Source organism: Phytohabitans sp. LZ39, assembly GCF_059359075.1.
This window is the reverse complement of the sequence record NZ_JCADBM010000004.1, coordinates 315948-341324: the sequence shown is the minus strand read 5'-3', so window position 1 is coordinate 341324 and position 25377 is coordinate 315948. Positions and strand designations below refer to the sequence as shown.

Here is a 25377-nt window from a genome sequence, read left to right as displayed (position 1 = left end):
GTCCAGAAACGCGAAGCGGGCCAGGTTGACCGGGCGCGCCGGGTGGCCAGAAACTGGCGCACGTCCTCCTTGCTGTGCAAGATCCCACGCTACGTCCGCGCGGCGCGAGCTGAGCGGTCCTGCCAGTACCTGCTTCTCCGGCCACGGGGGGCGCTTCCCGCCCGAGCCGATCGACCCTGGAAAGGTGTTCGGCCTGACACTTCCGTTGGAACGGGCCGCCGATGGGTACCGCGCCATGGAGGAGCGCTGCCGCACCGAGAGGGAGATGGACGATGGAGATCGTGAAGAAGGAGCCGACGGTGAAGGGGCCGGCCGAGCGCTTCACCGGCGACGTCTGGGTGGATGTGATCGCGCGGGGCGAGGGGGCGTCGCGGATCAGGGTGAACGCGGTGCGCTTCGCGCCCGGCGCCCGTAACGCCTGGCACCGCCACGCTGTGGGGCAGACGCTGCACGTCACCGAGGGTGTCGGACGGGTGCAGGCGCGGGGCGGCGAAATCCTCGAGATCCGCGCCGGCGACACGGTGCACACCCCGCCCGGTGAGTGGCACTGGCACGGCGCCGCGCCCGACCACTTCATGACCCACCTGGCCATGTGGGAGGCACCCGCCGGCGACGAGCCCGAGTCCGAGTGGGGCGACAAGATCAGCGACGAGGAGTACGGCGGCGGTCGGTGACCGGCGGCGGGCGGGCGCGCCGGCTCGTCCTGGTCACGATGTGCGCCGGGTACTTCCTGGTGCTGCTCGACGTGACCGTGGTCAACGTGGCGCTCCCGGCCGTCCAGGCCGGGACCGGCGCGGGTGTGGCCGGGCTCCAGTGGGTGGTTGACGGGTACGCCCTCGCGCTGGCCGCCCTGCTGCTCGCCGCGGGCGCGCTCGGCGACCTGCGCGGCCACCGACGGATCGTGCTGCTCGGCCTCGGCCTCTTCGGCGCGGCGTCGCTGGCCTGCGGGCTGGCCCCGGGCGTCGGCGTGCTCGTCGCCGCCCGGGTGGTGCAGGGTGCCGGCGCCGCGCTGCTGCTGCCCGGCACGCTCGCCATCATCGGCCGCGCGTTCCCGGAGCGGGGCGAACGGGCCCGCGCGATCGGTGTCTGGGCCGGCGTCGGCAGCCTGGCGCTGCCCGCCGGGCCGCTGGTCGGCGGCGCGCTCGTCGAGGCCTGGGGCTGGCGGTGGGTCTTCCTGCTGAACGTCCCGATCGTCCTGCTCGCCGCCGCCGTCACCGCGCGTGCGGTGACGGCCGAGGAGGGGCGGCCGGGCAAGCGCGTCGACTACGCGGGCACGGTGTTGGCGGCAGTGGCGCTGGCGGCGGCGACGTTCGCGACCGTGGCGGGTCAGCCGGCCGTGGTGGTCGTCGCAGTGGCCGCGGCGGTGGCGTTCGTGTGGACTGAGGCGCGTGCCGCCGAACCAATGCTGCCGCTGGGCTTGTTTCGCCGGCGGACGTTCGCCGTGGCCAACCTCGCCGCCGGTCTGATGAACTTCGGCACGCTCGGCCTGCTGTTCCTGCTCACGCTCTTCCTCCAGGTGGTGCAGCACCGCTCCGCGCTGGCCGCCGGCGCGGCGCTGCTGCCGCTCTTCCTGCCGCTGGCCGTGCTGGCGCCGCTGGCCGGGCGGCTCATCGCGCGTACCGGCCCCCGGCCCGCGATCGTCGCCGGGCTCGCGGTCGCGGCGCTCGGCGTCGCCCCGCTGGCCACCTGGGAGGCCGGCACACCGTACACGCGGCTCTTCCCGGCGCTGCTCGCCTGGGGCGTCGGGCTGGGGCTGCTCACGCCGGGCGTGGTCACGGCCGCGATCGGCGCCGCGCCGGCCGCACGTTCCGGGCTGGCCTCCGGCGTCAACAACACCGCCCGCCAGGCCGGGGGAGCCATGGGCATCGCCGTGTACGGGGCGGTGGCGGGCGCGCCCGGCACCCGGGTATTCCTCACCGGGCTGCACGCGACCGGCCTGGTCACCGCGGCCCTGTTCGCCGCGACGGCCGTCGCCGTGTGGGCGCTCAAGGCCGGATGAGCGCGCCCGGCCCCCAAGCGGAGGGCGCCGCGGGGCCGGATGAGCACCCGAGCCGGGGCGCCCGGCCCCCGAGCCGGGGGCGCGCTCAGGGCCGGATGAGCGCGCCCAGCGGCACGCCGGCCAGCGCGCGGGTGTCGCGGGAGAGGTGGGCCTGGTCGGCGTAGCCGGTCTCGGCGGCCACCGACGCGAGCGGCCTCCCGGCGCGGGCCAGGTCGAGCGCCCGCCCCAGGCGCAGGATGCGGGCGAGCGTCTTCGGCCCGTATCCGAACGCGGCCAGCGACCTGCGGTGCAGCTGCCGCTCGCTCATCCCCACCTCGTCGGCGACGGTGGCGACCGGCGCCCCGGACCGCAGCAGCGCCACGACGGCGGGCACCGCCGGGTCGGGGCCGTCGGCCGCCGCCAGCCGGCCTTCGGCCAGGTCTTCCAACGCGTGTGACGGATCGGCGGCCACCCGCTCGGCGGCCTCCCGGGCCGCGCGGGCCGGCCACAGCGCCGACAGCCGCACCCGCGTGTCGCGCAGCTCGTCGGCGGGCACGCCGAGCGCGGCCGGTGCCACGCCGGGCGCGAAGCGGAGGCCGACGATCGTCTCACCGGCCTCCAGCACCGACTCGTACGCCATGGTGTCGGGGCCGGCCACGATCAGGTCGCCCTGCCACCAGAGCAGGTCGATGCAGCCGTCGGGCAGCACCCGCCCGGCGCGGGGCGCGCGCTCGGCGCGCCGCCACACGAAAGCGCCGGGCAGCCGCGAGGGCCGCTCGTGGTACACAAGCCGAGGCTACCGGCGCCCCCCGACAACCGCGCGCCACGCCGGCGCCGGCGCCGCGCTAGGACAGCGCCGCCGCGCGCCAGGACGGGCGGCGCCGCGCTAGGACAGCGGGGCGAAGAGGTCCACGCCGTTGCCGTCCGGGTCGTGCAGCGTCGCGTACCGCTGGCCCCAGAAGGCGTCCCACGGCTCCTTGTGCCCCTCGAACCCGGCGCCCACCATGTCCGCGTACACCTTGTCGACCTCGGCGGGGCCGTCGCAGGCGAACGCCAAACCGACGCGCGGGCTGCCCGAGGGCGCGCGCCACTCCGGGTCGAACGAGTGGATCGTCGCCACCGTGTCGAGGAGCAGCCGCAGCCCGCCGGGCAGCTGGGCCTCCACGTGAGGTTCGGACTCCGCCCCGGCGGGAAACTCCAGACCGAGGCGGCGGTAGAAGGACAGGGACCGGCTCATGTCGGCCACGACGAGGCCGATCGCGTCTGCTCTGGGTGCCATGGCCCTCACGCTAGGACCCCGGCGGGTAGGGGTCTTGAAGGAATCGGACAAGCCTTAGTGACGCATTCCTCACCGGCAGATGCGCACAGGTCTATCAAGCCCGGAGGGATTACGGTTGAGTAAAAGCAATCTCGAAGAATCTGCGGGCGAAGCGAGGCACCCCATGACGGTTGTGAAGCTGGAGCACCACGGCGGACAGCTGCCGATGCCGGTGCACGAGGCGGTCGAGGGCGCCTCAGGCATTGACGTCGGCAAGCTTCTGAAGGAGACCGGGTACGTCACATTCGACCCGGGCTTCGTCAACACCGCCTCGACGACCTCGGCGATTACGTACATCGATGGTGACGCGGGCATCCTCCGTTACCGCGGGTACCCCATCGAGGAGCTGGCCAAGGGCGCCACCTTCCTCGAGACGTCCTACCTGTTGATCTACGGCGAGCTGCCGACCACGGAGCAGCTGGACGCGTTCAGCGACAAGGTCCGCCTGCACACGCTGCTCCACGAAGACCTGCGGCGCTTCTTCGACGGCTTTCCCCGCGACGCCCACCCGATGCCGGTGCTCTCCTCGGCGGTGAGCGCGCTTTCGACGTTCTACCAGGACCACCTCGACCCGTTCGACGCCGACCAGGTGGAGATCTCCACGATCCGGCTGCTGGCCAAGGTGCCGACCATCGCGTCGTACGCGTACAAGAAGTCGATCGGCCAGCCGTTCATGTACCCGGACAACGCGCTCGGCTACGTGGAGAACTTCCTGCGCATGACGTTCGCCGTGCCCGCGACGGCGTACGAGGTCGACCCGGTCGTGGCCAAGGTCCTCGACATGCTCTTCGTGCTGCACGCCGACCACGAGCAAAACTGCTCCACGTCGACGGTGCGGCTGGTCGGCTCGGCCCAGGCCAACCTCTTCGCCTCGGTCTCGGCGGGCGTGCACGCGCTCTCCGGCCCGCTGCACGGCGGCGCCAACCAGGCCGTGCTGGAGATGCTCGACAAGATCAAGGCGGACGGCGGCGACGTCAAGTCGTTCGTACGCCGGGTCAAGGACAAGGAGCCCGGCGTCAAGCTGATGGGCTTCGGCCACCGGGTGTACAAGAACTACGATCCCCGCGCCGCGATCGTCAAGCAGGCCGCCCGCGACGTGCTGGAGCGCATGCACCAGCCCGACGAGCTGCTCGACCTGGCGATGCAGCTGGAGGAGATCGCGCTCGCCGACGACTACTTCGTCTCCCGCAAGCTCTACCCGAACGTCGACTTCTACACCGGCCTCATCTACAAGGCGATGGGCTTCCCGCCGAAGATGTTCACGGTGCTCTTCGCGCTCGGCCGGCTGCCCGGCTGGATCGCCCAGTGGCGCGAGATGATGTCCGACCCGGCCAACAAGATCGGCCGCCCGCGGCAGGTCTACACCGGCGCCGCGGAGCGGAGCTACGTTCCCATCGACCAGCGGTAACTCGCGATACGATCCGCTCCGATCTAAGGAGCGGGGATGCAAGACACTGCGGTACGAAGACGGCGGGGCACCAGCGGACCCGCCGTCTTCGCCGTCGCGGCGGGTGCGCTCTTCGGGCTGCTGCTCCTGCGCAACCCGGTGACCTTCGGCCGCGTGGTGTACGAGCGCGGCGACTTCGCCGCCAACTCGATCATCACGGCCGACGCCAAGCACTTCGACCTGCTGGTCGGCAACTACTCGCGGCTCGGCTTCCACCACCCCGGCCCGGCGTTCTTCTACGTGCAGGCCTTCGGCGAGTGGCTGCTGTACGACCTGCTCGGCGCCGTACCCACCCCGTGGAACGGGCAGTGGGTGGCGTTGCTTGCCCTCAACTCGGTACTCCTCGGCCTCAGCCTGGCCATCGTGCACAGCTGGACCGGCTCGCGGGCGGTGACCGCCCTCTGCGGCGCGGCCGGGGTACTGTACTTCGCGGTGCAGCCGGCGATCCTGGCCTCGGCGTGGATGCCCGACCTCTACGTGGCGCCGTTCCTGCTGCTGCTCACCGCCGCCGCCTCGGTCGCCGCCGGCCGGGTCGGCCACCTGCCCGCGCTCGCGCTCGCCGCCGGCCTGCTGGTGCACGGCCACGTCAGCTTCCTGCTCTTCGCCCCGGCGATCGCCGGCGCGGCGGTGGCCACGTCACTCCTGACCGCCCGGCCGGCCTGGCGTGAGGCGCGGGTCGCGGTGCTCGGCGCGGCTGCGGTGCTCGCCGTCTTCGCGCTGCCGATCGCGCTCAACCTGCTGCTGCACTGGCCGGGGGAGTTCGCCCGCTACTTCGGGTACGGCGGCGGGCACGCGACACCCGCCGCGGGCGAGGTGGCCGGCTACGTGCTCCGCTACTACGCGCCGTGGACGCCGGCGGGCGCGGTGGTCGCCGCCGCGTTCTTCGGCGCCGCCGCGCTACTCACCCGCCGGCTGCCGCCCGGGCCGCCGCGCCGCTTCCTCGCCGCCGGCGTGTGCGCCGCCGCGCTGGCCACGATCCTGTTCGTCGGGTACGTGGCACGCGCCGTCGACGACCTGCGCTTCACGTACGTCGGGCAGTTCACCCGCGCGGTACCCCTGCTGCTGCTGTGGATCGCGGTGGCCGCCGCCGCGTCCCTCCCGTCCGCGCGGCGGGCGCCGGCGTGGCTGGTGACGGCGGTGGTGATCGGGGCGCTCGGCGTGGGCAGCCGCGCGCCGGCCTTGCACACGATGCCCGAGCACGTGCCGGACATGCCCGCGGTGATGGCCGCGCTCGACCGGTACACCGGCGGCCGCCCGGCGGTGATGGACGTGACGCAGGAGGCGTGGCCGGCCTTCACCGCGCTGGTCGCGCGGAGCGACCGGACCGGGCGGCGGGTGTGCGCGCGCGACCCGTGGTGGGAGTTCATTGTGACCGACCGCTACATCTGCACCGCCGACGACCTGGCCCGTGGCCGCGCCGTCCGCCTCACCCCGGTCGCACCGGACGGCGCGACGGTCATCGCACCGGTGGACGAGGCGGTGTTGACGGCGGGCACCTAGTCGAGGGGCCACTCGTGCACGGGCGTGTTTTCGTGCATCAGCGGGATGTAGCGCTGGAGCAGGGCCCGCAGCGCGTCCGGCCGCGCCAGGTGGTGGTCGTCTTCCAGCAGGTGGAGGGAGTCGGCCTGCCAGGTCGCGCCGTTGCGGCCGGTCAGGCAGCGCTGCTCGATGATGGTCAGCAGGCGGTCGCGCTCGGCCGGGTCGACCTCCCAGGCGTCCAGGCCCTCGCGGGCCAGCGGCAGCAGCCGCCGCAGCACCAGCTCGGTCACCGGCAGGTAGCCGAGGCCCGGCCAGAAGACCGTGGCGGTGATGCCGTGGCGGGCGCAGGCGTGGAAGTTTTCCTCCGCCGCGCTGAACGACATCTGCGACCACAGTGGACGGTCGGACTCGGCGAGCGCCCGCACGAGTCCGAAGTAGAACGCTCCGTTGGCCACCGTGTCGACCACCGTCGGGCCGGCCGGGAGCACGCGGTTTTCCACCCGGAGGTGGGGCCGGCCGCGGACCACGTCGTACACCGGGCGGTTCCATCGATAGATCGTGCCGTTGTGCAGCCGCAGCTCGGTCAGCTGCGGGATGTCGCCGCTGGCCAGGGTCCGGGCCGGGTCGTCGTCCTCGCAGACCGGCAGCAGCGCGGGGAAGTAGCGGACGTTTTCCTCGAACAGGTCGAAGACCGAGGTCACCCACCGCTCGCCGAACCACACCCGCGGCCGCACCCCCTGTGCCTTGATCTCCTCGGACCGGGTGTCGGTGGCCTGCTCGAACAGGGGGATGCGGGTCTCCCGCCACAGCTCCTTGCCGAAGAGGAAGGGCGCGTTGGCGCCGAGCGCGACCTGCACGCCGGCGACACACTGGGCCGCGTTCCAGTACGCCGCGAACTGGCTGGGGCTCACCTGGAGGTGAAACTGGGTGCTGGTGCACGCCGCCTCGGGCGCCACGGTGTCCGCGGTCACCGCCAGCCGGTCGATCCCGTCGATGCGGATGTCGAGATCCTCGCCGCGGGCCGCGAAGATCTGCTCGTTGAGCAGCGCGTAGCGCGGGTTGGCCGAGAGCGACTCCAGCGTGAGGTGCTCGCGGGCGAGCGTCGGCAGGATGCCGATCATCACCATGTGCGCGCCGACCGTGCGCGCCTTCTCCTCGGCCGCGTTGAGGCTGCCGCGCACGTGCCGCTCGAAGCCGGCCGTGCCGTCACCGGCCAGCCGGCGCGGCGCCACGTTGATCTCGACGTTGAACTGCCCCAGCTCGGTCTGGAAGTCCGGGTCGGCGATCGCGGCGAGCACCTCGGCGTTGCGCATCGCCGGCTCGGCCTGCTCGTCGACGAGGTTGAGCTCGATCTCCAGCCCGGTCATCGGCCGCTCGAACTCGAACCGCGACTCCCGCAACATCTCCGCGAACACGTCCAGGCACTGCCGCACCTTGCGCCGGTATCGCGCACGGTCCTCCCGGCTGAACTCGTGCCGCTCCACCTCCGTGCCCATGCAGTTACGTTGACACGCCGAGCCCCCCAGGGCTAGAGACTGTCCGGGTAGGGGGTGACCTCGGCCTCCGCGGCCGACCCCGAAGGCCCGAATCTTTTGTCCAAGGAGGATCCAGAGGCCGAAGCTAGACCAGGGCGGGCTCGCGGTCCGGCGTGGGATTGGGCGTAGGGGGAGTCGGGGGCGTCGACCGGTCGGGCTGGGCGAGGGCGACCACGCCGAGCGCGGCGACCGCGGCCGCGGCCAGAGCGGCGGCCGCGCCGGCGGTGCCGCCCACGAAGCGTTCGCCGAGCAGCACCATGCCGATCACCGCCGAGGCGATCGGGTTGGCCAAGGTGACGGTGGCGAGCGGCGCGCCGAGGCCGGAGTGGCGGTAGGCCATCTGGGAGAGCAGCAGGCCGCCGACCGCCATCGCGGCGAGCACGAGCGCGAGCGGGCTCAGCAGGGCGAGCGGGCCGTCTTCGCTGGTGCGCAGCGCGACGGTCTGGGTCAGCGCGGACGCGACCGCGAAGGCCACGCCGGACGCGGCGGCGTTGAGCAGGCTGCGGACGACCAGGGGGCGGGACAGGCGGGCGGCGGCCATCAGGACGGCCACGGTCACGGTGGCGGCGATGGCCAGCGTGGTGGCGTCGCGCCCGGTCAGCGCCTCGGCACCGGTCGCGGGGCTCACCAGCAACAGGAGCACCACGAGGCCGGCGACCGTGTATCCGGCGCCGCGCCAGTGGCGGGCCGAGACGCGCCGGCCGGCCAGTGCCGCGCCCATCGGCAAGGCCAGCACGAGCGTCAGCACGCCCAGCGGCTGCACGAGGGAGAGCGGGCCGAAGGCGAGCGCCGCGACGTGCAGCGCGCCGCCGGCCGCGTTGAGACCCACCGCGAACCACCACCGGCCCCGGCGCAGCAGCGCCAGGACGGGCATGCGCACAGCTTCGGCGGCCAGTCGCTCCTGCACCACTGCCCCCGCCGCGTACGCCGCTGCTGACGCGATCGCGAAGATCACGGCCAGCGCTACCGCACTCATGACAACGATGATCTCTCGCGAAACGTCGTTCGGCGTCCACCACCAGTTGGTTTGTGCGCTACGTCATGCGCGGTAGGACGTCCGTCACGCCTCATCCTCAAGAGGGATGTGGAACTCTGCCGGCTGGCTCGCTCCGCCGCTTCGGCCCCGGACGCCGGCTCAATCCGAGCCGGCCGCCGCGCGCCCAGCTTCGGGTTGTGCCAGCTCCGGGGCCGCCCGATCCTCCATCTCCCACACGTGGTCGAGCACGTGCCAGACGATGCGGCGCACCGCGTACCGGTGGGGCCACTTCGGCTCGTCGCCGGCCTTGGTCGGCTTGCCCAGCAGGGCCAGCAGGTCGGCCCGGAGGGCGCCGACCGCCTCCTCGTCGTCGAAGGTGGGCGTTTTGTGCTTGATGCCGACCTGCCGTGCATAGGCCTGCTCGGCGCCGACCACGTGGTCGAGCATCTTGTCCCGGTCGCGGCCGCCGCCGCGCGGGCCCTTGCGCAGCTCGGCCGGGGAAGCCGCCGCCACCTCGGCGAGCGTCTCCCAGGCGGCGGTCATCAGCTTGGCGGCGCGGGTGGCCTCGGCCGCCTTCACCGGCTCGCGGTCGCCCGCCGAGATCTTGCTGGGGATCCCGAACTCGGTGCCGCCGTCGCCCGGCAGCCGCTCCCGGATCTCGAACGTGTCGCCGATCGTCTTCGGGAAGGTCAGCCCTGCCTTTTCCGCCACCACCGCGTATCGCGGCACGTAGTCGGCGAGCGCGGCGAGGGCCGCCTCCTCCGTCTTGGCCGAACGGCACCACCCCGGCCAGTCGACCGCCCAGGCGAAGACCTTCTTCTGCCCGGTCTCGACGTCGACAACGGTCGGTTTCCGTGCCATCCCCCTAGCCTAGGGTGTCCCGCATGGACCTGCTGCCCGCGCTCACCGGGCGTTTCGGAGATCGTCCCGACGCCGTGCGGGTCGGTGACCGCGCGATGTCCTGGTCCGACCTGGCCGGTGCCGCGAGCGCCCTCGCCGCCCGCGTCGCCGGCGCGCCGGCCGTCGCGGTCACCGCCACCGCGTCGCTGGAGACGATCGTGGCGGTGGTGGGCGGTCTGGCCGCCGGCGTCCCCGTCGTGCCCATCCCGCCCGACTCGGGGCCGATGGAGCGCGCGCACATCCTCGGCGACGCGGGCGCTGAGCTCCTCGACGGCGTCGACGTCCACGCGCGCGGGTCGTTCGCCGCGCGGCCGGCGGGCGGCGCGACCGCGCTCGTCCTCTACACGAGCGGCACGACCGGCGCGCCCAAGGGCGTGCTCCTCAGCCGGGACGCCATCGCCGCCGGCCTGGACGGGCTCGCCGACGCCTGGGCCTGGACCGCCGGCGATACGCTCGTGCACGGCCTCCCGCTGTACCACGTGCACGGACTCGTCCTCGGCGTGCTCGGCGCCCTCCGCACCGGCTCCCGGCTGGTGCACACGGTCCGCCCCCGCCCCGAGGCGTACGCGGCGGCCGCCGGCACCCTCTACTTCGGGGTACCCACCGTCTGGCACCGCGTCGCGGCCGACCCGGCGGCGGCCCGCGCGCTGGTGCCGGCGCGGCTGCTGGTGTCGGGCAGCGCCGCCCTTGCCGTGCCGGTATTCACGGCGCTGCGCGAGCTGACCGGGCACGAGCTGGTCGAGCGGTACGGCATGACCGAAACCCTCATCACCGTCGCCACCCGCGCCGACGGCGAACGGCGGCCGGGCGCGGTAGGCCGGCCGATCGCCGGCGTCGAGACCCGCCTGGTCGGCGAGGACGGCGCGCCGGCACCGCACGACGGCGAGGCCGTGGGCGAGCTCCAGGTCCGCGGCGCCACGCTCTTCTCCGGCTACCTGAACCGGCCGGACGCGACCGCGGCCGCGTACACGGAGGACGGGTGGTTCCGCACCGGCGACGTGGCCACCGTCGGCCCGGACGGCTGGCACCGCGTCGTCGGCCGCTCGTCCACCGACCTCATCAAGAGCGGCGGCTACCGCGTCGGGGCCGGCGAGGTGGAAAACGCGCTGCTCGCCCACCCCGCGGTCCGCGAGGCCGCCGTCGTCGGCGCACCCCACGACGAGCTGGGGCAGGAGATCGTCGCGTACGTCGTGGCGGACGGCGTGGAGGCGGACGAGCTGATCGGCTTCGTCGCCAGCCAGCTGTCGGCGCACAAACGGCCGCGCCAAGTCCGCTTCCTGCCCGAACTGCCCCGCAACGACATGGGCAAGGTCCAGAAGCAACGTCTGTAGGAGGGGTAACGCGGTGCCTCAGGCTTGAATGGCCCCGGTTCGTGTCAGCTGCGGACCACTGCTCCCGCCGGAGAACGCGCGGGTCGGCGGGCCGTCTCCGGCTGGTTCGGTTTGTTGGTGGGTGGTTGCGGAGTCGGGGTGGCTTCGACCCCTATTTGGACAGAGATTTGAGCTACCGCGATGTCCGTCGTGGTCCAGACCGTTGCTCCCGCGGCCTCACCCGTCCGCCGTTGGTCGCGATCACCCTGCGCGCAACCGGCCGGGAGGAAAGGGGGCGTGGTGACGGAGCTCGCGCCAGGCGGTGGTCGACGTTTGTCCACAATGTCTGTTCCCGGATCGGCGATCCGGGAAGCGACGGGGAAGTCTGGTCCCTTTGGCTGGTTACGCTGCGTCAGGATGGCGCAGGTAGGCCCCCGCGCAGACCCGCTCGGGCTTGTCTCGCGGAGCTGGCAGTGGACGGCCGGGGGTTTCGGCGAGCGCTGCGAGCCGCCGGCCGGGAGCGGTGCCCGCGGGAGCATACGGTCCGCCGCTGACGCGGACGTGGGCAAATCTGCCTTGAAGCAACGCCGCGACGAGCGGCGACCCTGACCCCGAAAGGTCTCTAGATCCACTGGCTTATGGGTGGCGGCGAAGGGGCTCTGAGGGTGCGCACGGGTCGCATGGTTATGCACTGCGCGGCAACTCCGACGCCGAAAGCTAGTCGACGGCGGCCTTCACGGGTTCGGGGGTTCGTGTCGGGGTGCGGGGTGGGCGGAGAGCGGGCACCAGCGCTAGCGCGGGGAGGATCAGCAGGGGCACGACCAGCAGGGCGCGGAGCACGCCCACCCGGTCGCCGAGCAGGCCGACGAACGGTGGGCCGGCCAGGAACGCGGTGTAGCCGATCACCGCGACCACGCTCACCCGCGCCGGCGCCCGGTTCTCGTCGTCGGCGGCGGCGCTCATCCCGACCGGGAAGCCGAGGCAGGCGCCGAGGCCCCACAGGGCCACGCCGGCGAGCGCGAGGGGTACGGAGTCGGCGTACACCGCTACGGCGGCGCCGGCGGCGGCGAACGCCATTGTCGTCCACAGCACCCGGAGCCGGCCCCAGCGGTCCAGCGCCAGCGTGCCGGCGGTGCGGCCTACGGTCATCGCGGCCACGAAGATGCCGAAGCTCGCCGCGCCGGCCGCCTCGCTCACGCCGTGCCCGTCCACGAACGCGACCGCGAGCCAGTCGTTGGCGGTGCCCTCGGTGAACGCCATCACCAGCACCAGCAGTCCGATGAGGACGGTGCGCGGCTCGCGCCAGGCGGCGAGCAGGCCGCCACCCTTCGCGCCGCCCTCGGCGGCCGCCCGCTCGTCCGGTAGGAAGGAGCGGACCGCCACCAGCGTGCCGGCGCCGACTACCACCGCGATCACCGCCAGGTGGGCCGCGATCGGCACGCCGGCCCGCGCGGCGGCCGCGCCCAGGCCGGCGCCGGCGACGGTGCCCAGGCTCCAGGCGGCGTGGAAGCGCGGCATGATGGTGCGCTCCAGCTTGCGCTCGACGGCGGCCGCCTCGACGTTCATCGCGACCTCGCAGCTGCCCGCGCCGAAGCCGATCGCGAAGAGCCCCGCACCCACCGCCGGGGCCCAACCCCAGGCGTCCGCGGCCACGCCGGCCCCGACCAGACCGGCGGCCATCGCCAGGCCGGCGACGGCGACGGTACGGGCGGTGCCGAGCCGGTTCGCGATCAGGCCGGCCAGTGGCAGGGCCAGCAGCGAGCCGGCGGAGAGGCTCAGCATGAGCAGGCCGAGCTCGCCCGCGGTGAGGCCGAGCGCGTCACGGGCGGCCGGCACCCGCGCGAACCACGTCGCGACCGCCAGTCCGTTGAGGCCGAAGGCCGCGGCGACCCCGTTGCGGGCGGCGATGACGTAGCGAGGGTGCTGCGGGCGCATTGGTGAATCACAACGCTGAGAGCGTTCTCATCTCAAGCGGGTGCATGATTTCTCTCATGGCACCAACGTTGGACGACGTCGCCCGCGCCGCGGGTGTCTCCCGCTCGACCGCGTCCCGGGTCCTGGCCGGCTACGGCTTCGCGTCGCCCGCCGCCCGCGACCGGGTACGGGTCGCCGCCGACCGACTCGGGTACGCCCCCGACCAGGTCGCCCGCGCACTCAAGACCGGCGCCGGCTACCGCCTCGTGGTCGCGATCGCCGGCGCCACCCCCGCCGTGCTCGACGACCCGTACGTGGACCGCGTGCTCCGCTCCGCCGCGGAGACCGGCGCGCCCTACGACGTGGGCGTCTCGCTGGTGTGGCTGCCGGTGGACGACCCGGGCCCGGTGCTGCGCCGGCTCGCCGAGGACCGCGGCGTGCGCGGGCTGATCGTCGCGAACACCACGGACGCCGTGTTCGCCGCCATGCCACCCGCCCTCGCCGGCCGGGTGGCGTCGATCGGGGTGGGCTCGCGCGACGTCCCGTCGTTCGACGTCGACAACGGCGGCGCCACCACCGCGATGATCCACCACATGTACACCACCGGCCGCCGCCGCGTCGCCATGGTCACCGGCCCGCGGTGGATGCCGTGCACCCAGCGCCCGATCGACGCGTACCGCGCCGCCGCGGCCGAGGTGGGCCTGCCGGTGCGCCTGGTGCCGGGCGACTTCACGGCCGCCTCCGGCCGCGCGGCCGCGGAGCGGATCCTGGACCGCTGGCCGGACACCGACGCGGTCTTCGCCACCAGCGACGCGATGGCGCTGGGCGCGCTCGCCGCGCTCCGCACCCGAGGCCTCGACGTGCCCGGCGACATGGCGGTGGCCGGCTTCGACGACATCCCGTTCGCCGCGCTGAGCCTGCCGTCGCTGACGACCGCGACCCACCCGGTGGAGCACATCGCGGCGGGAGCGGCGTCGGCGGTGCTGACCGGCGCCCGCGTCCCACCGGTCACCGCCTACCCCTCACATGTGGTCACCCGCGAGACGGCGTAGCGGTCAGGTGATCACCGTGCAGGCGGCGACCGTGGCGAAGACGAGCAGGCCCAGCAGGGCCTGGGTCAGCAGAGCCGGGCCCAGGTGGGACCAGAGCGTCGGGGTGTGCGGGGTCAGCAGCTGAGCGGTCGTCAGGTTGACGATCTTTTCGACGCGGGGGGCGAGTTCCGGGTCTTTCTGGCGGCGGACCGTGACCTGTACGTGGTCGCGCGGTTCCAGTGCGCTTTGCGGCAGGTGGCCGTGGATTTCCATTTCGCAGAGGACGCCGTCGGTGGCGCGGACGCGCATCGGGGTGACCAGGTACTCGGGGCCCTTCTTGAGCTCTTTCCACTTGCGGCCGCCGCCGGAGCCGGCCCGCAGCAGCGAAAGGATCAGGCGGACCACGGCCGCGGCGGCCAGTACGCCGACCAGGACGGGCTGGCCGATTTTGATCTCGCGCGGATAGCCGGCCTCGAGCTTGACCACGTGGCCGTTGATGATGGGGCCCGGCCGGTGCGACACGGGTTCGGGGAAGAGCTCCCGGTCCCAGGTCATGGCAGTCCTACCGATTGTTTATCGCGCAAGTACTCAGCGTATCGATTGCCGCGCATTTCCACGAGGGGGCGGCGGGTGAGTGAATGCGTTGTCATCGGGTATGGCGACGTCATGGACCTCTCATTCCTGCGGTCGCTTTACGCCCACCCGGGGCCCTGGGCGTCGGCCTACCTGGATGCCACCCCGGACACCGAGGACGCCGCGCGGGCGGTGGCGCTGCGCTGGCGGGCGCTGCGCGAGAGCCTCGCCGGGCAGGGGGCCAGCGCCGGCCTGCTGAGCGCGATGGACCAGGCGCTCGACGCTGCGCCGGCCGAGCCGGACCGGCGGGGGGTCGCGCTGTTCGTGAGCGAGGCGGCGCCGGACGACGTGACCGTCGAGCGGCTGCCCACGCCACCGCGGGCGGACCTGGCCCGGTACGGCGCGCTGCCGCACACCATGCCCCTCGTCGCCCAGCGCGGTGAGGAGGTCGGCTGGCTGCGTGTCGTGGCGGACCGGACCGGCGGCGACCTGACCGCGTTCGACACCGGTGGGGTGCGGCCGGGTGCGGGCGTGGCGCCGCCCGCCGAGGCGGGCACGGTGCCGCCGACCGGGACGGTGCGGCACAGCGAGACCGTGCGGGGGCACGAGTCGTACCCGATCCGGAAGGTCAAGCCGGGCGGGTGGTCGCAGGCGCGGTACCAGCGGGAGGCGGAGACCACCTGGCAGCGCAACACCGGCGACGTGGCCGCCGCCACGACGGAGCTGGCCGACACGCTCGGGCCGGACGTGCTGGTCCTGGCCGGGGACGTGCGGGCCCGCCAGCTGCTCCTGGACCAGCTGCCCAAGCGGTGGCGGGAGCGGGCGGTGGTGACCGACGCGGGTTCGCGGGCGGCCGGCGCCGACCCGGAGCCGCTGGACGACGCGACGACCGTGGCGGTCGCCGACGTGGCCGACCGGCGTACCCGGGACGCGGTGGACCGGTTCGGCGCGCAGGCGGGGGTCGGCAACGGGCTCGCCGCCGTCGTCAACGCCCTCCAGCGCGAACAGGTCGAGGCGATGCTGATCGTGGACGACCCGTCGTCGACCGACGAGCTGTGGATCGGGCCGGAGCCGGCGCAGCTGGCGCTCGACCCGGCGCAGCTGACCGAGATGGGTGTCGAGGAGCCGGTGCGGGTGCGGGCGGACGCCGCGCTGGTCCGCGCCGTCGCCGGCACCGGGGCCGACCTGGTCCTGGTCGGCCCCGACGACGCCGACCTGCGCCACGGGGTGGGCGCGGTCCTGCGTTACACGGACGCGAGCACCGCCCGGTAGAGCTCCACGTAGCGGGCCGCCATCACGGCGGGGGTGAAGCGCCGCGCCGCCTCGCGCATCGCCTCGGCGGGGTCGAGCTTGGCGGCCGCCTCCACCAGGTCGGGCAGCTCGTCCTCGTGCGCGGTGAGGAAGCCGGTGCGGCCGTGGTCGACAAGCTCGGGCAGGCAGCCCATCGACAGGCCCACGACGGGCGTGCCCAGCGCGAGCGCCTCGACCACGAACGTCCCGCCCGGCTCGGCCCAGCGCAGCGGCGCGAGCACCGCGCGGGCGCCGGCGACCAGGTCGTCGCGGGCCGGTGGGCGTACGGTGCCGAGCCAGCGCACCCGCCGACCGTCCACATAGGGCTCGACCTTCTCGCGGAAGTAGGCCACGTCGGGATTGTCCGAAGTGGAGACCGCCGCGAGGTCCGAAGGGGAGTGGTACGGCCCCACCGGGCCGGCCAGGATCAGGTCGAAGCCGTGCTCGTGCGCCAGCCGCGCGCCCAGGTCCTGCCCTTTGCCGGGCGTGATCCGGCCCAGGATCACGACGTGGTCGCCCTTGTCCGGCGGCCGCCGCCGGTCGGCGCCGTCGGCCAGCGGCGTGGCCAGGTGTACGTGGCCGACCGCGTGCGCGCGCAACGCCTCGGGCGCCCGGGACAGCTGGTTCGCGGAGACGCCGTTGACCCACACCCGGCCCCCGCCCTCGAACGTGCCGTACAGCTCGGGGTGCTTGTGCAGGTCCCAGTGCAGCGTGTGCAGCACCGGCGGGTCGTCCCGGCCGAGCGCGGCCAGCGTGGACAGGCCGGCCGCCTCGACGTGGTCGTGCACGAGGTCGATGTCGCCGCGCTCGCGTACCGCCCGGACGACCGCGTGTTGGTGCGCCGGTACGACGCCGTTGACCTGGTTGTACGGGCGTTGAAGCTGGGGAAACTGGGGCGAGGGGAAGACCGACACGAGCTCGTCGACGTCCAAAGTGGAGCTGCCGACGCTGGCCAGCACCACCTCCACGCCCAGCTCGCGCAGCGGGGGGACGAGCGTGGCCACGATGTTCTCGATGCCGCCGTAGCCGTCCGGCGGGACGGGCAGCCACGGGCCCGCGTTCATGAGGACCTTCACGAGACGACCCGCAGCCGGGCCAGCGGGGGGCGTTCGCTCACCGACACGTCGTGCGTCACGACCTCGCGGCCGAGGCCGGGCAGCGCGTCCTCGCCGCCCCGCCGGAACTGGGTCAGCGCGCCGGCCACCGGCTGCGCCGTCGGCACGACGCCCTGGCGGTACAGGCGGGACCAGGCGGTGTACAGGATCTGCGCGGCCATTCGCCCCAGCGCCTCGGTGCTCTGGTGGCGGTGGTGGCGCTCGCCGAGGTCCACCTGGGCGAGCGCGTCGAGGCCCACCGTCTCCAGCAGGTCGATGAGCATGGCGAGCTCGACGCCGTACCCGGAGACGAAGGGCAGCTGTTCGAGGACCTCGCGGCGGCCCGCGTACTCGCCCGCGAGGGGCTGCACGAAACCGGCCAACTCGGGCCAGAAGAGGTTGAGCAGCGGGCGGGCCATGAGTTCGGTGACCCGGCCGCCGCCGTCGCGTTCGGTGTCGGCCGAGGCTTCGAGCGGCCGGTGGTAGAAGCCTTTGACGTACACGACCGAGGGGTCGGTGAGCAGGGGCCCGAGCAGCCCGGTCACGAAGTGTGGCCGGAACTCGCGCAGGTCGGCGTCGACGAACGCCACGACATCGCCGCGCGCGGCCGCGAGGCCGGCCCACAGCGCGTCGCCCTTCCCCTCCAGCCGGGGCAGGCCCCGGGTCATCTGGTCCTGGTCGACCACCCGCGCGCCGGCCTCGCCCGCGACGCGCGCGGTCTCGTCACCGGAACGGGAGTCGACGACGATGACCTCGTCCACGAGCGGAAGCCGCTCGACGAGGTGCCGGCGGATCGTACGGACGATCTCACCGACCGTGTCCTGCTCGTCGCGGGCGGGGAGCACGACGGACACCGTGCTGGATCCCTTCGCCCGGACCAGATCTCGGGGTTGCCACTGGCTGGCGGTGCCGGTCCGGTACGCGGACCAGGCCTCCACGACAGGGCTCACCGAAAGCGGATGCCACATGGGGGAGTGGTTTCCCAAAGATCGGGTATCCAACCGCCGCGACAGTCGGGCGTTGGGAGCGAGAACACATGGGTGGAACGTGCGCCGTCGCCATTGTCGGTGCGGGCAACGTGGCGCGGCGCCACGCCAGCGTGCTGTCCGGTTTCCCGGACGTGCGCGTCGTGGGCGTGACCGACGTGGTACCCGACGCGGCCGGCGCGCTCGCGGCCGAGCACGGCGCGCTGGCGTACCCGGACGTAGCGGCTCTCGTCGATGCCCAACCGGATGCTGTATACGTATGCGTGCCACCTTTCGCGCACGGGCCGGCCGAGGAGGCGGTGCTCGCCGCGGGGCTGCCGATGTTCGTGGAGAAGCCGCTCGCCGTCGACCTCGCCACCGCCGAACGCATCGCCCCGCTCGCCGAGCGCGTCGTCACCGCGGTCGGGCTGCACTGGCGGTACCTGGCGGTGGTCGAGCGCGCCCGCGACCTGCTCGCCGGCCGCGAGGTGCGGCTGGTCAACGGCGCCTGGCTCGACAAGGTGCCGCCGGTCGACTGGTGGGTGCGGCGCGAGTCCTCCGGCGGGCCGCTGATCGAGCAGGCTCCGCACGTGCTCGACGTCATGCGGCTGCTGGCCGGCGAGGTGGTGCGGGTGCACGCGGCCGGCGGCGGCCGCCCGGCGGTGCAAGGCGCCGACGTCGACGCGGCGACCGCCGCCATGGTGCACTTCGCGAGCGGCGCCCCCGGAACGCTCACCACCGCCTGTGTACTCGGCTGGAAACACCGCGCCGCGGTCGAGGTCATCGCGGACGGTCTGGCCATCGCGGTCGGCGAGGACGCCCTTCTGGTACGGGACGCGGGCGGCGAACACCGCTACCCCGGTGACCCGGTCGCGGCGCGGGTCGCGGTCGACCGGGCGTTCGTCGACGCGGTGCTGGGCGTGGCCGACGACGTGCGCGTGCCCTACGCCGAGGCGCTGCGCACCCACCGCCTCGCCGCCGCCGTGGCCCGCTCGGCCGCGACGGGGGAGGCGGTCGGTGTCTGAGCGGGTCATCGTCGTCACCGCGCCGCAGCACGTGGAGATCCGCGAGCAGGAGCCGGCGCCGCTGCGGGACGGCACCTTCCGGGTCGCCACGCTCTACAGTGGAGTGTCGGCGGGCACCGAGCTGAGCTACGTCAAGGGCACCAACCCGTTACTCTCCGCCCGCCTCGATCCCGAACTCGGCCTGTTCGTGCCCGGCGAACCGGCGCAGGCGTACCCGGTGGAGCGGCTCGGCTACATGGAGGTCGGGCAGGTCACCGAGTCGGCCACCCCGGCCGTCGCGGAGGGCACGGTCGTCGCGATGGCGTACGGGCACCGCACCGGCTACCTCGCCGACCCGCTGGTCGACCGGTGGGTGCCGCTGCCGGCCGACCTCGACCCGATGCTCGGCGTCTACGTGGCGCACGCCGGTCCCATCTGCGCCAACGGTCTGCTGCACGCGGCGGCGGACGTCTTCGGCGCGGGGGTGCGCGACCTCGGCGACGGCGTGCGGGGTCGGCGGGTAGCCGTCGTCGGCGCCGGGATGATCGGTCTTCTGACCGCGGCGTTCGCAATCCGTCACGGCGCGGACTCGGTGCTCGTACTCGACGAGACGTCGCGGCGCCGGGATGTCGCGGCGGCCCTCGGTTGCGCGGTGCTCGACCCGGCGGCCGGTGACCCGGCGGTCGCGGTCAAGAGCCGGTGGCGGCGGGGGCCGGGCGACCGCGGCGCCGACGTGGTCTTCCAGTGCCGGGGGCGGGCGTCGGCGCTGCACCTGGCGACGCGCCTGCTGCGGCCCCAGGGGACCGTCGTCGACCTGGCGTTCTACCAGGGCGGGGCGGGCGAGCTGCGGCTGGGGGAGGAGTTCCACCACAACGGGCTTTCGGTGCGCTGCGCGCAGATCGGGCGAGTGCCGCGCGGTCTCGCCGCCGCCTGGGACCGGGAACGGCTCTCCGCCGAGACGATATCGATGGTGCGCGAGTGCGCCGCGGGGATCCTGCGTCACGTGGTGACCGCGGTGGTGCCGTTCGACAAGGGCCCTGAGCTGCTACGCGACCTCGCGTCGCGAACGCGGCAGGAGGTGGCGACGATCTTGGAATGTTGAATAGTACCGTTGCCCACCATGGGTGTGTCGCAGCGGTTGAAAAGCAGGATGCAGCGCTTCCTCCAGCGCCCGGGTACCACGGTCGACCTCGGCCCGCTGGAGAAGCTGCTCCCCAAGATCAGTAGTCGGGCGGAGGAGCTTGCCGACCTCAGCGACTCCGAGCTGACCGAGAAGGCCGCCGAGGCGACCGACTACGTCGACATCTGCGCGTTCGGGCGGGAGGCGGCCCGGCGCGGGCTCGACCAGACGCCGTACGACGTGCAGCTCCTCGGCGCGATGGCGTTGCTCTCCGGCAAGGTCGCCGAGATGGCCACCGGTGAGGGCAAGACGCTGACCGCCGCGATCGCCGCGTACGGGCACGTGCGCCGCGGCAAGGGCCCGGTCCACGTGATCACGGTCAACGACTACCTCGCCCGCCGCGACGCGCTCTGGATGGCACCGGTCTACCGGCTGCTCGGGCTGACCGTCGGGTGGGTCACCGAGGCGTCCACCCCCGAGCAGCGCCGCGCGGCGTACGGCAACGACGTCACCTACGTCTCGGTCAGCGAGGGCGGCTTCGACTACCTGCGCGACCAGCTGGTCACCGACATCGACGACCGGGTGCAGCGCGAGCTGGCCTGCTGCATCGTCGACGAGGCCGACTCGATCCTCATCGACGAGGCCCGCGTGCCGATGGTGCTGGCCGGCACCGTGCCCGGCGAGCAGGACCCGGTGCACGCCGCGGCCGCCCTGGTCAAGGCCCTGGTCAACAAGCGCCACTACGAGATCGCCGACGACGGCCGGTCGGTCGCGCTCACCGACCGCGGTCTCCGGGCGGTCGAGAAGGCGCTGGGCGGCATCGACCTGTACGCGGACGAGAACGTCGAGCAGCTCTCCGCCGTCAACGTCGCCCTGCACGCCGAGGCGCTGCTGCACCGCGACGTCGACTACATCGTGCGCAACGGCGCGGTCGAGCTCGTCGACGAGATGCGCGGCCGGGTGGCCCAGCGCCGCCGCTGGCCGGACGGGCTCCAGGCGGCCGTCGAGGCCAAGGAGGGGCTGAGCGCCACCGCCGAGGGCGAGGTGCTCGACACGATCACCGTGCAGGCGTACATCGCGCTCTACAAGACGCTCTGCGGCATGACCGCCACCGCGGTGCTGGTCGGCAACGAGCTGCGCGAGTTCTTCAAGCTCGAGGTCGCGGTCATCCCGCCCAACACACCCTGCGTCCGCGTCGACGACGAAGACCGCATCTACGCCACCCGGGCCGAGAAGGAGGAGGCGCTGATCGAGGAGATCCGCCTCACCCACGAGGCGGGCCGCCCGGTGCTGATCGGCACGCTCGACGTCAAGGAGTCCGAGCAGCTCGCCGCCGGCCTCAACACCGCCGGCATCCCCTGCGTCGTGCTCAACGCGAAGAACGACGAGGAGGAGGCGGCGATCATCGCCGAGGCCGGCACGTACGGCGCGGTGACCGTCTCCACCCAGATGGCCGGCCGCGGCGTCGACATCCGCCTCGGCGGCAGCGACCAGGCCGACTACGACCGGATCGCCGAGCTGGGCGGGCTGTACATCATCGGCTCCGGCCGCCACGACAGCCGCCGCGTCGACGACCAGCTGCGCGGCCGCTCCGGCCGGCAGGGCGACCCCGGGCACTCGGTCTTCTTCGTCAGCCTGGAAGACGAGCTCGTCGTGCGCCACGCGCCCGAGCTGATCCCCGCCTCGCCGAAGATGCACGCCGACGGTCTGGTCGTGGACGAGCAGGTCACGTACGCGATCGAGCACGCCCAGCGCGTCGCCGAGGGCGTCAACCACGAGATCCACCGCAACACCTGGCGGTACAGCGTGGTGATCGAGCAGCAGCGCATCGCGCTCGCCGAGCGCCGCGAGCGGCTGCTCACCACCGACGTCGCCGCCGACCTGCTCCGCGACCGCTTCCCGGAGGAGACCGAGGAGATCGACGACGAGCTGCTCTCCCGCATCGGCCGCTCGATCGCGCTCTACCACCTCGACCGCCTGTGGGCCGAGCACCTGGCCGAGCTCAACGAGGTGCGCGAGGGCGTGCACCTGCGGGCGCTGGGGCGGCTCGACCCGCTCGACGAGTTCCACCGGTCGGCGGTGCCGGCGTTCAACGACCTCTTCCCGAAGATCGAGCAGCTCACGCTGGAGACCTTCGAGACGATCGAGGTCACCGAAGACTGGGAACCGGAGGAGGCCACGCTGGTCCGCCCGTCGGCCACCTGGACCTACCTGGTGCACGACAACCCGTTCGGCTCGGAGCTCGACCGGTTGATTTCGGCGGTCGGTCGGCGGTTGTCGTCGCGCTGACTAGGTTTCTTGTATGACTGACCACTTCAACGTCGTGGTGCTGGGCGCCGGACCGGGTGGGTACACCGCCGCGGTCCGGGCCGCCCAGCTCGGCTTGTCGGTTGCCGTCGTCGAGGAGCGGTTCTGGGGCGGGGTCTGCCTCAACATCGGCTGCATCCCCTCGAAGGCGCTGCTGCGCAACGCGGAGCTGGCGCACATCTTCACCCAGGAGGCGAAGACCTTCGGCATCCAGGGCGAGGTGACGTTCGACTACGGCGCCGCGTTCCAGCGCAGCCGCAAGGTCGCCGACGGCCGGGTCAAGGGCGTCAACTACCTGATGAAGAAGAACAAGATCAGGCAGTACGACGCGCGAGGTGTGTTCGTCGATCCTCATACGTTGCGGGTGGGGGATGCCACCGTGACGTTCGACCATTGCATCATCGCGACGGGGGCTACGACGCGGCTTCTGCCCGGGACGTCTTTGTCCCCACGTGTCGTGACTTATGAGGAGCAGATCCTTTCGGACTCGCTGCCGTCGAGCATCGTGATCGCCGGCGCCGGTGCGATCGGCGTCGAGTTCGCCTACGTGCTGGCGAACTACGGCGTGCGCGTGACGATCGTGGAGTTCCTCGACCGCCTCGTGCCGCTGGAGGACGAGGAGGTGTCGGCCGAGCTCGCCAAGCGCTACCGCCGCCTCGGCATCGACGTGCTCACCTCGACGCGCGTGGAGTCGATCTCGGAGTCTGACTCCGGTGTGCGCGTCACCGTGTCGCGCGACGGCCAGCAGCAGGTGCTCGAAGCGGACAAGGTGCTCCAGGCGATCGGCTTCCAGCCCCGCGTCGAGGGCTACGGCCTGGAGAACACCGGCGTCAAGCTCACCGACCGCGGCGCCATCGACGTCGACGGCCGCTGCCGCACCAGCGTGCCGCACATCTTCGCGATCGGCGACGTCACGGCCAAGCTGATGCTCGCGCACGCCGCCGAGTCGATGGGCATCGTGGCCGCCGAGACGATCGGCGACGCGGAGACCATGGAGCTCGACTACGTGATGATTCCGCGCGCCACATACTGCCAGCCGCAGATCGCCAGCTTCGGCTGGACCGAGGCGCAGGCCCGCGAGAAGGGCTTCGACGTGCGCGTCGCGAAGTTCCCCTTCACGGCGAACGGCAAGTCGAACGGCCTCGGCGACACCTCCGGCTTCGTCAAGGTGCTCAGCGACGCGAGGTACGGCGAGCTGCTCGGCGCCCACCTCATCGGCCCGGACGTGACCGAGCTGCTGCCCGAGCTGACCCTGGCCCAGCAATGGGACCTGACGGTGCACGAGGTCGCCCGCAACGTACACGCCCACCCCACCCTCGGCGAGGCCGTCAAGGAAGCCATCCACGGCCTGGCCGGCCACATGATCAACATGTGACACTGGCGGGCGTGGCTCCACCCGCGCACCCGGAGTCCGGCCTGCCCGCGGCCCGCTGGTGGCACCCGGCCGCGTGGACGCTCGACGACGCCCCCGTGCTGGCCTGGCAGGGCTGCCTGGTCCACGCCGTCGACGTCGGCAAGCTGGAGGGCGAGCCCGACGAGGACGACATCGTCGACGACACGATGCCCGTCGACTACCTGCGCGTCGACTTCGACTACATCGTCCGCCGCGTCGAGCCGCAAACCCCCGACGGCCAGCCGCTGTGGTGGGTCGCGCCCGCGACACTCGACTGCGACGCCGGCGGCATCACCGCGGCCATCGGCCACGACGCGCGGCCGGCCCGTCTGGGTCACGGCCGCGTCGAGACGGCAGCGGTGCTGCGCGAGGTGCGGCAGGAGACGCCCCGCACCGGCTGGATCGACCCCGACTGGCGGATCGCGGGCGACGGGCTCGACATCCGCGTCCAGGCCGCGTCGCTCCAGGTCTACATCAGGCAGCCGCCGCGCCTGGTGCCTCGCCCATTCCTAGACCCGGCCGAACGCGGCGGCGTGAGCTTCGCCCGAAGCGCTTTCGCCTAGCCACGCTCCGCGCGCGGGGGTCACGGTGTGGCTCTCGGCGAGCTGTCGACCTGCTCGCACGAATGCGTCCACCGATGATCGTTAGCCCAACACCCAGAGTCTCCCCGGCGTGTCGTCCGGTTTCCGGGCTAACGATCATGGCGCATCTCAGATGCGAGCCGCTTGTCCCGCCATGTGGACCTGGTGCTCGCCCGAAACCCGGGCCGAGTGCGGCGCGTGCGCGCGGCCTGATTCGAGGAGCGCGTGCGCAGCCTCAGCTAAGCGCAGCGCACGGGCGAGCGGTACCGGGCGGGAGTGGCGGCGGGTGACCAGACGCGGACGCGGGCAAAGATGCCTAGCCCTTGACCCCCGCCACCGCGGCATCCCGCGCGCCGCGCCACACGAGCCCGATCTCCGCGTACCCCGCCGCCCGTAGCGCCTCCAGGTGCCACGACACCGGTGGCGTCCACTCCGAGCTGTGGTGCTCGGTGAAGAGGCGCTTGCGTTCGATCACCAGCGGCCCCAGCGTCGGGTCGGCCGCCGCCCGATCCCACCAGTCGGCCCACGACAGGGCCGCGCCGGCCGCGTAGCGGGCGTGGCGGAGTGCGTCCGCGCGCTCGCCGAGGCGGGCTGACAAGCCGGGCAGGCCGTCGTCGGGCATGTGGTCGGCGTTGACGAAGACGCCGCCGGGGCGGAGGGCTTCGCGGATCTCGCCGTACAGCTCGGCCAGGCGCGACGGGTCCAGCCAGTGCAGCGCGGTCGCGGTCAGCACCGCGTCGAAGTCCTGGTGGGGGAGGGCCGACAGCCATTCCTTGGTGCGCAGGTCGGCCGTGACCACCGTGGCCCGCTCGCCGAGTGTTCCGGCGGCGATGTGGCGGAGCACCGGGTCGAGGTCGAGGAGGGTGGTGGTGGCCTCGGGGAAGCGCCGCAGCAGCCGCAGTGAGATCGAGCCGGTGCCGCCGGCCAGGTCGAGTACGCGGGGTGCGCGTCCGGCGGTGACCGCGTCGACCGTGTCCAGGAGGGCGGTGAAGCGCTCCTCGCGGTCCGGCATGTACGCCTCCTGCTGGCGGTCCCAGCTTTCCTGCCAGGCGGCCGCCTCCACGATGTAAGGACTCATGTGCCTCAGACTAGTTACCTGGCGGCAGAGCTGTCGAGGGCCGCGTGTGTGAGTAGGGTCGGTCCGGGGTAACTGAGATTTGAT

The 25377-nt window shown here is 73.1% G+C and carries 22 protein-coding genes; 12 read left to right on the top strand and 10 right to left on the bottom strand.

The features are described from left to right. The first annotated feature begins 272 nt into the window (after positions 1–272). Both AC5L36_RS10550 and AC5L36_RS10545 read left to right on the top strand, forming a co-directional pair. Positions 273–674: a (R)-mandelonitrile lyase gene (locus AC5L36_RS10550; RefSeq protein WP_441214776.1), complete on the top strand. Its 402-nt coding sequence runs from the start codon at positions 273–275 to the stop codon at positions 672–674. Then, positions 671–1999, top strand: a complete 1329-nt coding sequence (locus tag AC5L36_RS10545; protein ID WP_441214775.1) for an MFS transporter — start codon at positions 671–673, stop codon at positions 1997–1999. The genes AC5L36_RS10550 and AC5L36_RS10545 overlap by 4 nt, the downstream gene beginning before the upstream one ends. Positions 2000–2084: 85 nt before the next feature. Here the strand turns inward: AC5L36_RS10545 and AC5L36_RS10540 are convergent, their stop codons facing one another. Both AC5L36_RS10540 and AC5L36_RS10535 read right to left on the bottom strand, forming a co-directional pair. Continuing rightward, entirely contained in the window at positions 2085–2765 is a 681-nt protein-coding gene (locus AC5L36_RS10540) for a helix-turn-helix domain-containing protein (RefSeq protein ID WP_441214774.1), read from the bottom strand. 99 nt (positions 2766–2864) lie between these two features. Beyond that, on the bottom strand, positions 2865–3257 hold the full coding sequence (locus AC5L36_RS10535; protein ID WP_441214773.1) for a VOC family protein: 393 nt from the start codon (positions 3255–3257) through the stop codon (positions 2865–2867). A 163-nt stretch (positions 3258–3420) separates the two neighbouring features. On the opposite strand from AC5L36_RS10535, the gene AC5L36_RS10530 reads away from it, so the two are divergent. Next, on the top strand, positions 3421–4704 hold the full coding sequence (locus AC5L36_RS10530) for a citrate synthase (RefSeq protein ID WP_441214772.1): 1284 nt from the start codon (positions 3421–3423) through the stop codon (positions 4702–4704). Between the two features lie 36 nt (positions 4705–4740). Beyond that, on the top strand, positions 4741–6243 hold the full coding sequence (locus AC5L36_RS10525; protein WP_441214771.1) for a hypothetical protein: 1503 nt from the start codon (positions 4741–4743) through the stop codon (positions 6241–6243). Here the strand turns inward: AC5L36_RS10525 and AC5L36_RS10520 are convergent. The 3 genes from AC5L36_RS10520 to AC5L36_RS10510 all read right to left on the bottom strand — a co-directional run bounded on the left by AC5L36_RS10520 (position 6240) and on the right by AC5L36_RS10510 (position 9594). Further along, on the bottom strand, positions 6240–7718 hold the full coding sequence (locus AC5L36_RS10520) for a glutamate-cysteine ligase family protein (RefSeq protein WP_441214770.1): 1479 nt from the start codon (positions 7716–7718) through the stop codon (positions 6240–6242). The genes AC5L36_RS10525 and AC5L36_RS10520 overlap by 4 nt on opposite strands. Before the next feature lie 124 nt (positions 7719–7842). Further along, positions 7843–8733, bottom strand: a complete 891-nt coding sequence (locus AC5L36_RS10515) for a DMT family transporter (protein WP_441214769.1) — start codon at positions 8731–8733, stop codon at positions 7843–7845. A gap of 159 nt (positions 8734–8892) precedes the next feature. Then, positions 8893–9594 carry a hypothetical protein gene (locus AC5L36_RS10510; RefSeq protein WP_441214768.1) on the bottom strand — a complete coding sequence of 234 codons (702 nt, stop codon included), beginning with the start codon at positions 9592–9594 and terminating at the stop codon, positions 8893–8895. A gap of 23 nt (positions 9595–9617) precedes the next feature. Here AC5L36_RS10510 and AC5L36_RS10505 point away from each other — a divergent pair, with 23 nt between their 5' ends. After that, entirely contained in the window at positions 9618–10964 is a 1347-nt protein-coding gene (locus tag AC5L36_RS10505; protein WP_441214767.1) for an acyl-CoA synthetase, read from the top strand. Between the two features lie 696 nt (positions 10965–11660). Here AC5L36_RS10505 and AC5L36_RS10500 read toward each other — a convergent pair. Then, positions 11661–12878, bottom strand: a complete 1218-nt coding sequence (locus AC5L36_RS10500; protein ID WP_441214766.1) for an MFS transporter — start codon at positions 12876–12878, stop codon at positions 11661–11663. A 56-nt stretch (positions 12879–12934) separates the two neighbouring features. On the opposite strand from AC5L36_RS10500, the gene AC5L36_RS10495 reads away from it, so the two are divergent. Beyond that, a complete protein-coding gene (locus tag AC5L36_RS10495; protein ID WP_441214765.1) occupies positions 12935–13909 on the top strand; it encodes a LacI family DNA-binding transcriptional regulator in 975 nt (324 codons plus the stop codon). Positions 13910–13912: 3 nt separating this feature from the next. Here AC5L36_RS10495 and AC5L36_RS10490 read toward each other — a convergent pair whose 3' ends face one another. Next, positions 13913–14443 carry a hypothetical protein gene (locus tag AC5L36_RS10490; RefSeq protein WP_441214764.1) on the bottom strand — a complete coding sequence of 177 codons (531 nt, stop codon included), beginning with the start codon at positions 14441–14443 and terminating at the stop codon, positions 13913–13915. A 111-nt stretch (positions 14444–14554) separates the two neighbouring features. Here AC5L36_RS10490 and AC5L36_RS10485 point away from each other — a divergent pair, with 111 nt between their 5' ends. After that, positions 14555–15733 carry a baeRF2 domain-containing protein gene (locus AC5L36_RS10485; protein ID WP_441214763.1) on the top strand — a complete coding sequence of 393 codons (1179 nt, stop codon included), beginning with the start codon at positions 14555–14557 and terminating at the stop codon, positions 15731–15733. Here the strand turns inward: AC5L36_RS10485 and AC5L36_RS10480 are convergent. Then, positions 15706–16815 carry a glycosyltransferase gene (locus tag AC5L36_RS10480; RefSeq protein WP_441214762.1) on the bottom strand — a complete coding sequence of 370 codons (1110 nt, stop codon included), beginning with the start codon at positions 16813–16815 and terminating at the stop codon, positions 15706–15708. The genes AC5L36_RS10485 and AC5L36_RS10480 overlap by 28 nt on opposite strands. A gap of 8 nt (positions 16816–16823) precedes the next feature. Continuing rightward, positions 16824–17813 (bottom strand): glucosyl-3-phosphoglycerate synthase, encoded by a 990-nt coding sequence (locus AC5L36_RS10475; RefSeq protein ID WP_441214761.1) that lies wholly within the window; start codon positions 17811–17813, stop codon positions 16824–16826. 68 nt (positions 17814–17881) lie between these two features. Here AC5L36_RS10475 and AC5L36_RS10470 point away from each other — a divergent pair, with 68 nt between their 5' ends. From AC5L36_RS10470 to AC5L36_RS10450, 5 genes are read left to right on the top strand one after another with little or no spacing between them, the layout of a single operon-like run. Further along, positions 17882–18835 (top strand): Gfo/Idh/MocA family protein, encoded by a 954-nt coding sequence (locus tag AC5L36_RS10470; protein WP_441214760.1) that lies wholly within the window; start codon positions 17882–17884, stop codon positions 18833–18835. Then, positions 18828–19916, top strand: coding sequence for a zinc-dependent alcohol dehydrogenase (locus AC5L36_RS10465; protein ID WP_441214759.1), 1089 nt, complete (start codon positions 18828–18830; stop codon positions 19914–19916). Before AC5L36_RS10470 ends, AC5L36_RS10465 begins: the two co-directional genes overlap by 8 nt. Positions 19917–19934: 18 nt before the next feature. Beyond that, positions 19935–22223: an accessory Sec system translocase SecA2 gene (secA2, locus tag AC5L36_RS10460; protein WP_441214758.1), complete on the top strand. Its 2289-nt coding sequence runs from the start codon at positions 19935–19937 to the stop codon at positions 22221–22223. Between the two features lie 13 nt (positions 22224–22236). After that, the gene (gene lpdA, locus AC5L36_RS10455; protein WP_441214757.1) at positions 22237–23616 is read left to right on the top strand and encodes a dihydrolipoyl dehydrogenase; all 1380 of its coding nucleotides are present in this window, start codon (positions 22237–22239) and stop codon (positions 23614–23616) included. Positions 23617–23627: 11 nt separating this feature from the next. Further along, positions 23628–24197, top strand: a complete 570-nt coding sequence (locus tag AC5L36_RS10450; protein ID WP_441214756.1) for a hypothetical protein — start codon at positions 23628–23630, stop codon at positions 24195–24197. Between the two features lie 334 nt (positions 24198–24531). On the opposite strand, the gene AC5L36_RS10445 is transcribed toward AC5L36_RS10450, so the two are convergent. Beyond that, positions 24532–25293 (bottom strand): class I SAM-dependent methyltransferase, encoded by a 762-nt coding sequence (locus AC5L36_RS10445; RefSeq protein ID WP_441214755.1) that lies wholly within the window; start codon positions 25291–25293, stop codon positions 24532–24534. Positions 25294–25377 lie beyond the last annotated feature (84 nt).